Consider the following 10347-nt stretch of genomic DNA (forward strand, 5'->3'; position numbering starts at 1 on the left):
TCTTTGCCATCGATGCAAGCAAACATCGGGCCACAGGGCGGCCCGTTCATCGAGGTCGTGGCGTTGCGTCGGCGTCCGGCCGACATTGAAAGGAAAATGAAATCGGCATCGCGAGGCACGTCGTGCAATGCGTTTCCGGTACGGCCCAGTGATAGCGCGAAACCTTGGCGCACCGCCACCCGGACGAATCCCTAGCTTGCGCGCGGGCGCGATTCTCGCTTCAGTGGCGCGAGCGCGCGGCGCGCCGCCGCCGCCTTCTCCCTCTACCCCGACCGACATGACGCACACCTTCAAGCACCTGCACCGCGACGCCTGCACGATCGCGTGGACCGAAGCCGGCAATCCGCTCGGCGAGCCGGTCGTCGTGTTGCACGGCGGCCCCGGCAGCGGCAGCCGGCCCGCGGTGCTGAGCCTGTTCGACCTCGAACGCATGCGCGTTGTGCTGGTCGACCAGCGCGGCGCGGGCGCATCGACGCCGCGCGGCGGCTTGCGGCACAACGACACGACGCGGCTGCTGCGCGATCTCGACGCGCTGCGCGCGCAGCTCGGCATCGCGCGCTGGGGCGTCGTCGGCGGGTCGTGGGGCGCGGCGCTGGCGCTCGCATATGCCGGACGGTATCCGTCGCGCGTCAGCGGCGTCGTGCTGCGCGGCTTGTTCCTCACGTCGTCGCGCGAAGTGCGCGCGTTGTTCGTCGGCATGCGCGCGCACGCGCCGCGCGCGTGGCGACGCCTGATCGACGCGGCCGGCACCGCGCGCGCCGAGCGCCTGACGACCAGCTTCGCGCGACGGCTGCAGCCCGGCGCGAGCGCGGCGCGGCAACGCGCGCTCGCGCTCGCGTGGAGCGCCTACGAAGACGCGATCCTGACCGGGCGGCCGACCCGCCGCACGCGCACGACGCAACCGGCGCTCGAGCGCCTGATCGACAAGTACCGGATTCAGGCCCATTACCTGCTGCACGACTGCTGGCTCGGCGAGCGCCGGCTGCTCGCGCTCGCGCGACGGGCGGCCGACGCCGGCGTGCCGATTCACGCGGTGCACGGCACGCGCGACCGCGTGTGTCCGGTCGACAACGTCGCGCGCCTCGCGCGCGCGGTGCCGGCCGCGCTCGTCGAGCGCGTGCCGGCCGGCCATCTCACGCGCGACGCTGCGCTCGCGCGCGGCGTCGCCGCGGCGGTGCGCGCACTGCCGGCCGTCATGCCGGCCGATCGGCACACGGCAGCCGACGCGCCCGTTCAGTCCCACGCATAGCGCGCGCCGAGCCACGCGCCGCGCGGCGCGCCGGGCCCGACGAACTGCTCGTTGACCGGATTCAGCCCGTCGAACGAATGATTCGGGCCATTGAAGAAGTTGCGGCCGAGCGTGCCGAAGTTCGCATAGCGCTTGTCGAGCAGATTGGTGACCGACGCGAACAGTTGCAGATGCTTGGTCGCCTGCCACGTCGTGTCGAGATCGATGAGGAAATAGCCGGGAATCGTGCCGTTCGCGTCCTGGTTGTTCTCGTCGCCGCGCGCGAATACGCCGCCGCGATACGTGAGGTTGGTGCCGATGTTCCACTTCGGCGTCGCCGCGAAATCGAGCCGCAGCTTCACGGTGCTGGCCGGAATGCCCGGAATCCGGTCGCCGGAATGCACGACGATGTTGCCGCGCGCGTCGGCGCTCGAATTGCTCGCGCTGCTTTCGGTCCACGTCGAGCGGTAGCGCGCATCGACATAGCTGTAGCTCGCGCCGATCCCCACCGGCCCGAGCCGCGTGTGTCCGGCCAGCTCGACGCCTTGCCGCCGCGTGTTGCCGACGTTCTGGAAATAGCCGAGCGTGCTGGCGCCGCCGTTGCTGCTGATGAACTGGATATCGTCGGCGAGCGTGGTGCGGTAGACCGCCGCGCTCCACGTCGTCGCCTGGCCCGCGCGGCCGCGCGCGCCGAACTCGAAGGTCTTCGCGATCACCGGCTTGAGCGCCGGATCGGCGAGAAAGTCGTTCGGCAGCGAACACGGCGCGGCCGGGTCCGCGCACGCGAGCTCGATCGCGGTCGGCGAGCGCATTCCCTCGTTGTAGGTCGCGTACGCGGTGAAGCCCGGCACCGGATTCCACGTGACGCCGACGGCCGGATTGAACCGCGAGAACGTATGACGCGCGGTGAGCAACGGCTGCTGGCCGCTCACGTCCTCGATCGCGGCGCGCGACCAGTCGTAGCGGCCGGCCAGCGTCAACGCCCACTGCTGCGTGAGCGCGAGCGTGTTGTCGAAGTACACGCCGTAGTTCGCGTTGCGCGTCCGGGCGCGGGTCGTCTGCGTGAAGTTGCCGACGCCCACCGTCGCGCGCGCGTCCGTGAACGCCGCCTGCTGCGACGCCTGCTCGAAACCCGACGTCGCGAGATCGGCGGACGCGCCCATCACGAACTGCTCGTCCATACCGGCGAGCTTGCCGAGCAGCGTCAGCTGCAGCGCCGCGCCGTAGCTGTCGGTCGTGATCGTCGAGCGGTCGTTGGTCCCTTGCACGGTGTCGACGGCGCCGCTGTCGTCGACGCTGCCGAAGTCGTCGTTCACGTTGCTGCTGGTGTTCGTGTTGCGGTAGTGCCGGTAATGAACGCCGCCGCTCAACTGCACCTGATCGTTGAACGCATGATCGCCCGACAGCGTGACGTACGCGGCGCTGTTGCGATTCAGGTCCGGATAGGTGTACGCCTGCGCGCGGTTGTCGAGAAACGAGCGCGGAATCGTCTGCGTGCCCTGCAGCGCGTTGTCGGCGCCGCCGGCCGAGATCGACAGCGTCGTGTCGGCATCCACGTAGCGCAGCTTGCCGAAGCCCTGCCGTACGCGGCTCGCGTTGTGATCGGCCCAACCGTTGTCGTTCGCGACGTTGCCCGTCACGTAGTAGTCGAGCGCGCTGCCGATGCGCCCGCCCTGCTCGAACTGCGCGGTCTTGCGCCCCCATGAGCCGCCGGACAGCTGCGCGGCGCCGCCGGGGCTGGTCCTGCCGTTCTTCGTCGTGATCGCGAGCGCGCCGCCGAGCGTGTTGAGCCCGTAGGTCGGGTTCGAGCCGGGAATCAGCTGCATCGTGTCGATCGCGGCCTGCGGAATCAGATCCCAGTTGACGACGTCGCCGAACGGTTCGTTCACGCGCACGCCGTCGACGAACACCGACAGCCCCTGCGGCGTGCCGACGACCGGTGACGCGGTGAAGCCGCGGTAGTTCACGTCCGCCTGGTACGGGTTGCCCTGCGCGTCGTTGATGTCGATGCTCGTCACGTTGCGCTCGAGGTAGTCGGTCAACACGCCGCGGTGCTGCCGGTCGACGTCGTCGCCGCGTATCGTCTGGACGTTGGCCGGCACGCGCGACAGCGGCGTGCCGATGCCGAGCAGCGGCGTCGTGCCGACGACGACGATCGGCGCGAGCGTCTGCTCCGCGGCCGGATCCGACGGCGCGACCTGCGCGGCAGCGGGCGTCAGCCAGCCGCCGAGCATGCCGCCGACCCACAGCGTTGCGCCGGCGCGGCCGGCGGCCCGGCAGCGCTTCGCCAGTTCGGCTTCCTTCATTTACGGGTCTCCTCAGTCGTCTTGTCGTCGTGTTGTCGTGTATAGCGATACAGCAGGCGCAGGCGCCGTATCGGCGGCCGCGGTCGGTTTCGCGTCATCGGCTGCGCGCACGCGGCGAACGCGATGCCATCCGCGTGCTGACGATGCCGGACACGTGCGTGCGACACCGTCTCCGTCGAGCCCATTGAATCGTTCTGGAAATGGCATCCGGTTTCGCGCTGCATGAATCGCTTCGTGATCCAGATGGCAAGAAGCATGCCGAAATGCCGGTCGCCTTGCGGGTGGCCTTGTCAGCGCGAAGCCGACCCACTCACCCGCGGACGCATTGCGACACTGGGCCACGCGTGTGTTGCACTTCGTGTCACTGCCGCTGCACCTGTGTCACTTTGGATCAGCACGCCGCGAGATGCGCCGACATGCGCGGCGCGATGCCCGTCGGCGCCGGCACCGGAACTGCGCAATCGGTGAAAACCAGCGGCACGCGACGGCTTCATCCCGTTGATCGATGCGAGCCGGCCCGCCTCGAACGCGAGCACGGCGCAGCGTGCATCGTTGTTCCGCCGCACGATGAATGCACTGTCATCTTTAGCAACACTACACGCACGGTTGTCCCCGAACGCAACAACCATTGATCAACCGCAACCATCGGCACGCGACCGCACGGCGCGCGCGAATCGCCCGCCGCACGTTGCGCGGCAATGCTCGCGCATCAATGGCATGCGATTTGCGTTACTGGCTGCGCACTGATCCCGGAACCCCACCCAGCCGGCCTGGCCGGATGTTGGCCGCGGTGCGACCACAATGACTCAGGAGACAACCATGAAGAAACTCTCGGCTTCGAAGAGCCGACTGGCATCGATCGGCATCGCGGCGGCTGCCGCGATCGTCTTGAATCCCGGCCTGGTGGCTGCCGCCGCGGATTATCCGGCCGTCACGTATCAGCGGCTGACCGATGCGCAACGCGACCCGGGCTGGCTCACCTACTACCGCACCTACAACGGCCAGGCGCATTCGCCGCTCAAGCAGATCGACGCGTCGAACGTGAAGCAGCTCACGCAGGCATGGAGCTACAAGTTTCCGGCCGAGCTGAAGCAGGGCTTCGAGGCCACGCCGATCGTCAACGGCCGCTACCTGTTCGTCACCACGCCGAAGGACAACGTCTACGCGTTCGACGCGACCACCGGCGCGCAACTGTGGAAGTACGAGCCGAAGCTCGGCGCCGAGTCGTTCAAGACCGCATGCTGCGACGTCGTGAACCGCGGCGTCGCGCTGTACGGCAAGAACGTCTACGTCGCGATGCTGAGCGGCGAGGTTGCCGCACTCGACGCCCAGACCGGCGCGCTCGTGTGGAAGAAGCAGATGTTCGAACCGGGCCTCGGCTACGCGTTCTCGCTCGCGCCGCTCGCGATCGACGGCGCGATCGTGGTCGGCAGCTCGGGCGGCGAATACGGCGCGCGCGGCTTCATCGCGGCGCTGAGCCCGAACGACGGCTCGGTGCTGTGGAAGCGCTACACGATCCCCGGCCAGGGCGAGAAGCACGCCGACACGTGGCCCGACGGGATGCAGGCGCACGGCGGCGCGCCGGCGTGGCTGACCGGCACCTATGATGCGGCGACGCGCACGCTGTACTGGGGCGTCGGCAACCCGGGGCCGTGGCTCGCGGACCTGCGCCCCGGCGACAATCTGTACTCCGATTCGCTGCTCGCGCTGGACCCGAAGAACGGCGACCTCAAGTGGCACTACCAGTACACGAAGCACGACACGTGGGACTACGACGGCGTGAACACGCCGGTGCTCGCGACGATCAAGTACAAGGGCAAAGAGCATGACGCGATCATCCATGCGGACCGCAACGGCTACTTCCACGCGATCGACCGCGACAGCGGCAAGCTGATCTACGCCGAGCCGTTTGTGAAGGCGACCTCGGTCACCGGCTACACGGAAGACGGCGCACCGATCCAGGACCCGGCGAAGTATCCGAAGGTCGGCACGACGATCGAGACGTGCCCGAGCTTCCTCGGCGGCAAGAACTGGTGGTCGGTGTCGTACGACCCCGAGCGTCATCTCGCGATCGTGCCAACGCTGCATGCGTGCATGAGCCTGTCCGGCAAGTCGGTCAACTACATGGAAGGGCTGCCGTATCTCGGCGAAGGCTTCGAGATCAAGCCGGAACCGGGCAGCGAAGGCTACGGCGAACTGCAGGCCATCGACGTCAACACCGGCAAGAAGGTGTGGAGCCACTGGAGCAAGCTGCCGTGGAACGGCGGCGTCGCGACGACCGCCAGCGGCCTCGCGTTCAGCGGCTCGCTCGACGGCCACCTGTATGCGTTCGACGTGTCGACCGGCAAGGTGCTGTGGGAAAGCCCGCAGCTCGCGAGCGGGATCATCGCGCAGCCGTCGGTGTTCGAAGTCGACGGCAAGGAATACGTCGCGGTGCTCGCCGGCTACGGCGGCGCGAACCCGATCTGGGGCGGCCCGATGGCCAAGGCCGCGGATGACGTACCGCGCGGCGGCACGCTGTACGTGTTCGCGCTGAACCGCGGCTGATCGGCGTCCGACCACCGCATGACGCCCGCGCCGACGGTGCGGGCGTCCTCCCCTTCGTTCCCATTACCCACCGAGCGTACGAACATGAACCTTCGACTTTCCCGCGTAGCCGTCGCCAGTGCGCTCGCGGCAGGCACGGCACTGATTCCCGCACTGTCCATGGCCGCGCCTGCGGTGCGCGTCTGCTCGCTGCCGGGCACCCCCACCGCCGGGCTCGACAAGGCCGTCGCCCGCGAGGCGTTCCGCACGGCCGGCATCGCCGCGACGTTCGCCGCGCACGACGCCGCGGGCAGCGACGACGACGGCGTGTCCGCCCACGAGCTCGCCAAGATCCTCGAGCACGATTGCGACGTGCTCGCCGGCTTCCCGCGCTCGGCGATCGCCGACGCGTCGGACACCAAACTGCTGTTCTCGCAGGGCTACCTGCGCTCCGGCTACGTGAGCGTCACGCGCCGCGACGCAGCCAAGCCGGCCAACGAACGCGAAATCGTCGCGGCGACGTATGCAAGCCCCGCGCAGCTGATCGCGGTGCAGCAGAAGAACGCCCGCTTCGATCTCGAGAACACGTCGGAGCAGACCGTCGACGCGGTCGCCCGCGGCCGCGCGAACCGCGCGATCGTCTGGTATCCGGCGGTCGTCGCCTACCAGGCAGCGCATCCGAAACAGGCGTTCAGCATCGGCGCGACCTCTTCTCCTTATGCGGAATGGCAGCTCACGTTCGCGTTCGCGCAACGTTCGGCCGAGCTGCAGCAGCGGATCGACGCCGCCCTCACGCAGATGAAGCAATCGGGCCGCCTCGCTGCGCTGACGCGCAAATGGGCGCTGCCCGGCAACGCGCTCGAAGCGCGCGCCACGCACGATTCGCGCGCGACGCCGCGCTTCCTCGACGGCGCGCTGGCCACGGGCGCATCGCGCGCCGGCGTGATCCGCGCCGGCGGGCGTGCGGCCGGCGGCGGCTTCATCCGCGTTTCGGACAGCACCGGCGAAGCCGCGCCGTCGTTCGACGCGGCCCAGGTCGAGCATGGCAAGGCGCTGTACGGCAGTGCGTGCGCGAAGTGTCACGGCGTCGATCTCGAGGGCAATACGGCGCCCGCGCTGAGCGGCCCGTCGTTCGCACCGCTCGCGCATTCGCATCTGACGATCGGCGGCGTGTTCGGCTACATGGCGACCAACATGCCGGCCGACCAGCCGGGCAAGATGAAGGACGACGAGTACGCCGACCTGATGGCGTTCCTGCTCGCGTCCAACGGCTATGCCGCGTCCAAGACCAAGCTGAGCGCCGACACCGCGCGCGCGTCCAACGCGCCGCTCGTCGCCGGCCCGGGCGGACACAAGCAAGCCAGCCAGTAAGCGCGGCGCGCGGCCGCCACGGCACATGCCGGGCCGCGCGTCGGCAAGATTTCTTCTTCAACAGGAAACGACCGTGATGCACAACCCGAATCGCAGAACCTTCATCGTCCAGACCATCGGACTGTGCGCGGCGCTCGCCGCAACCCGCTCCACGCTCGCCGCGCTGCCGCTCGTCGACGAGAACGACGCGACCGCGAAGACGCTCGGCTACCGCGCGCGCGCGTCGAGCGTCGACGCCGCGAAGTTCCCGAAATACCAGAGCGGCCAGCGCTGCGCCAACTGCCGCTTCTACAAGAGCGAAAGCGCCGACGCCGGCACCTGCCCGATGTTCGCCGGCAAGTCGGTCGCGGCTGACGGCTGGTGCAACGTGTATGCCAAGGGCGCGTGATGCGTTGCCGGCGCGCCCGGCGCCACGGCACGCGCCGGTGCCGGTGCGCGCCGCCGGCCACGACGGCGACGCGCCGCCTCACGCGGCGCACCTGCATGCACTGATTTCGACGGGGCTCACACGCGGCTTCGTCACGCACGGCGACATCATCGACGCGTTGCCGGACGACGACGCCCATCAGGGCGGCGTCGACGCGACGGCTGCGATGCTGCGCGAGCTGGGCATCGCGGTGTCGGACGGCGCGCACGCCGCGGGCTGGACGCTCGACCGTTACTTCCAGCCCACGCCGAGCGCGCGTGCGTGGGCCGAAGGGGCCGGCGCGCTCGCCGCGGCCGAGCTGAGCGCACCGCGCACGACCGACCCCGTACGCCTCTACCTGCGCGAGATGGGCATGACGCCGCTGCTCACGCGCGACGAGGAGATCATGCACGCGCAACGGATCGAGCGCGGCCGCGCGGCGTCGGTCGCGGTGCTGTGCGGCGATCCGCAGGCACTCGACGCACTGGTCGCGATGCGCATCGAGATCGCCGAAGGCCGGACGGCCGCGTCCGCTTACGTGCTGTCCATCGCGGATAGCGCGGACATGGCGCCCGCCGACGGCGCCGCCGCCGCCAGCCCGCATGCGGGCGATACGCCGGCCGACGCGGGCGCGAGCACGCGCGACGACGACGCTCCGGCCGACGATGGGCTCTGCCGTCATACCGTGCTCGCGCGACTGGCGCCGATCGACGCGCTCACGGCCGCGATGCGCGCCGCACTGGAAACCGACGGCGCGCACGGTCTCGCCTACCGCGCCTGCGTGCGCGAAGCGGCCGCCCTGCTCGGCACGCTGCGCATGTCGATGCGCGCACTCGAGCGCATGAGCGAGCCGCTGCGCACGCACGCGCGCCGGCAGCGCACGCTGCACGGCCGGCTCGCACGCACGCTCGCCGACGCCGGCGTGCCGCACGGCGCGGCGGCCGCGTGCGTGCAGCGCGACGGCGATCATGCCCGCTGGCTCGCGGCGTGCATCGCCGCGCATCCCGAATGCGAGCCGGCGCTGACGCGCCGCGCGGCCGAGCTGGTCGACGCGCGCGACGCGATCGCGCGGGCCGCACGCACATCGGCACTGCCGCCCGACACGATCGCGTTGCTCGATGCGCGGCTCGACACGATCGAGCGCGCGATGCAGCCGGCGCGGATGGGCCTCTTCGACGCGAACCTGCGGCTCGTCGTATCGATCGCGAAGCGCTACCCGGACCGCGGGCTGCCGTTCGCGGACCTGATCCAGGAAGGCAACATCGGGCTGCTGAAGGCGATCGACCGCTACGACCATCGGCGCGGCTTCCGCTTCTCCACCTACGCGACCTGGTGGATCAGGCAGGCGATCACGCACGCGCTCGCCGATCTCGGCCGCACGATCCGCGTGCCGACGCACACTGTCGACGCGATCAACAAACTGACACGGATCGCGCGCGAACACCGGCAGCGTTCCGGCGCTGCCGCGACGCCGCACGAACTGGCCGTGCAAATGGGCGAGCCGCTCGACAAGGTGCGCGACCTGATGTCGATCGTGAAGGAGCCGATGTCGGCCGACGCGCCCGTCTCGCCGGAAGGCGAGATGACCTTCGTCGACGTCGCGCCCGACGTATCGACGCCGTCGCCCGAAGACGCCGCCGGCGCCGCGCAGCTGCGCGACACGATCGCGGCGATGATCGGCCGCCTGCCGGCGCGCGAGGCGACGGTCCTGCGGCTGCGCTACGGGCTGCACGCGGACGAAGGCTGCTCGCTGCGCGACATCGGCCGACAGCTGAACCTGTCCGCCGAACGCGTGCGGCAGATCGAGGCGTCAGCGCTCGCGCGGCTGCGCGCGTCCGACGGGCTCGACGTGCTGCGCGCGTTCATCGCATAGCCCGCGCAGGGACGGCGGCGCATGCGCCGCCGTCCGCCGCCATGTTGACACCTGCAACACCCGCTGCTGCATTTCGGCGCAACGATCGCGCCGCTCACGATGCCGCGCGGCCATGCGCAGATCGTTTGCACCCCCTATCGATTCCGGAACGCCGCGCGCGACGGGCATGCGTGCCGATTCGACCGGATCGCGGCGGCGCTTGGCATGCTAGTTGCGTTTTGCTATTCCAGCCACACCCAGACAAATTATGGAGAACACCTTGACCGCCCTCGTATCGATCCTTCAGGAAAGCCGAATCTTCGAACCGACGGCCGACACGCGCGCACGCGCGACCATTTCCGGCATGCCGGCCTACCGCGCGCTCGTCGCCGAGGCCGAGCAGGACTACGAGGGCTTCTGGGCGCGCCTCGCGCGCGAGAACCTGAGCTGGCACAAGCCGTTCACCAAGGTGCTCGACGAGAGCAACGCGCCGTTCTGCACGTGGTTCGACGACGGCGAGCTCAACGCGTCGTACAACTGCCTCGACCGTCACGTCGAAGCCGGCAACGGCCAGCGCGTCGCCGTGATCTTCGAGGCCGACGACGGCACCGTCACGCGCGTCACCTACGCCGAGCTGCTCGCGCGCGTGTCGCGCTTC

At 69.7% G+C, this 10347-nt stretch carries 8 protein-coding genes; 6 read left to right on the top strand and 2 right to left on the bottom strand.

Annotated features, from left to right (window positions below; all coding sequences use genetic code 11):
* Window positions 1-277: 277 nt before the first annotated feature.
* Complete coding sequence (locus EX20_RS21130; protein ID WP_034194612.1) at window positions 278-1249, top strand: alpha/beta fold hydrolase; 972 nt, start codon at window positions 278-280, stop codon at window positions 1247-1249.
* Here the strand turns inward: EX20_RS21130 and EX20_RS21135 are convergent.
* Both EX20_RS21135 and EX20_RS21140 read right to left on the bottom strand, forming a co-directional pair.
* Complete coding sequence (locus tag EX20_RS21135) at window positions 1234-3534, bottom strand: TonB-dependent receptor (protein WP_034194613.1); 2301 nt, start codon at window positions 3532-3534, stop codon at window positions 1234-1236. The two genes, EX20_RS21130 and EX20_RS21135, sit on opposite strands and share 16 nt — an antisense overlap.
* On the bottom strand, window positions 3531-3758 hold the full coding sequence (locus tag EX20_RS21140; RefSeq protein WP_034194614.1) for a hypothetical protein: 228 nt from the start codon (window positions 3756-3758) through the stop codon (window positions 3531-3533). The genes EX20_RS21135 and EX20_RS21140 overlap by 4 nt, the downstream gene beginning before the upstream one ends.
* 595 nt (window positions 3759-4353) lie before the next feature.
* Here EX20_RS21140 and EX20_RS21145 point away from each other — a divergent pair.
* From EX20_RS21145 to EX20_RS21165, 5 genes are all read left to right on the top strand, one after another.
* Window positions 4354-6081 carry a methanol/ethanol family PQQ-dependent dehydrogenase gene (locus EX20_RS21145; protein ID WP_011880613.1) on the top strand — a complete coding sequence of 576 codons (1728 nt, stop codon included), beginning with the start codon at window positions 4354-4356 and terminating at the stop codon, window positions 6079-6081.
* An 84-nt stretch (window positions 6082-6165) separates the two neighbouring features.
* Window positions 6166-7431, top strand: coding sequence for a c-type cytochrome (locus EX20_RS21150; RefSeq protein ID WP_034194615.1), 1266 nt, complete (start codon window positions 6166-6168; stop codon window positions 7429-7431).
* Window positions 7432-7507: 76 nt separating this feature from the next.
* Complete coding sequence (locus EX20_RS21155; RefSeq protein ID WP_034194616.1) at window positions 7508-7819, top strand: high-potential iron-sulfur protein; 312 nt, start codon at window positions 7508-7510, stop codon at window positions 7817-7819.
* Window positions 7803-9710 (top strand): sigma-70 family RNA polymerase sigma factor, encoded by a 1908-nt coding sequence (locus EX20_RS21160; RefSeq protein WP_034194617.1) that lies wholly within the window; start codon window positions 7803-7805, stop codon window positions 9708-9710. Before EX20_RS21155 ends, EX20_RS21160 begins: the two co-directional genes overlap by 17 nt.
* A gap of 247 nt (window positions 9711-9957) precedes the next feature.
* Window positions 9958-10347, top strand: a 390-nt coding sequence (locus tag EX20_RS21165; RefSeq protein WP_279612728.1) for an acetyl-coenzyme A synthetase N-terminal domain-containing protein, incomplete at its 3' end; no start/stop codon positions are given.

Origin of the sequence: Burkholderia sp. WP42 (genome assembly GCF_000745665.1) — a bacterium.
GTDB lineage: Bacteria > Pseudomonadota > Gammaproteobacteria > Burkholderiales > Burkholderiaceae > Burkholderia > Burkholderia vietnamiensis.

Bases quoted from the DNA above. Each gene is read 5' to 3' on its own strand.
- EX20_RS21130 (WP_034194612.1), top strand. From the start codon at position 278: ATGACGCACACCTTCAAGCACCTGCACCGCGACGCCTGCACGATCGCG.
- EX20_RS21135 (WP_034194613.1), bottom strand. From the start codon at position 3,534: ATGAAGGAAGCCGAACTGGCGAAGCGCTGCCGGGCCGCCGGCCGCGCC.
- EX20_RS21140 (WP_034194614.1), bottom strand. From the start codon at position 3,758: ATGCAGCGCGAAACCGGATGCCATTTCCAGAACGATTCAATGGGCTCG.
- EX20_RS21145 (WP_011880613.1), top strand. From the start codon at position 4,354: ATGAAGAAACTCTCGGCTTCGAAGAGCCGACTGGCATCGATCGGCATC.
- EX20_RS21150 (WP_034194615.1), top strand. From the start codon at position 6,166: ATGAACCTTCGACTTTCCCGCGTAGCCGTCGCCAGTGCGCTCGCGGCA.
- EX20_RS21155 (WP_034194616.1), top strand. From the start codon at position 7,508: ATGCACAACCCGAATCGCAGAACCTTCATCGTCCAGACCATCGGACTG.
- EX20_RS21160 (WP_034194617.1), top strand. From the start codon at position 7,803: ATGCCAAGGGCGCGTGATGCGTTGCCGGCGCGCCCGGCGCCACGGCAC.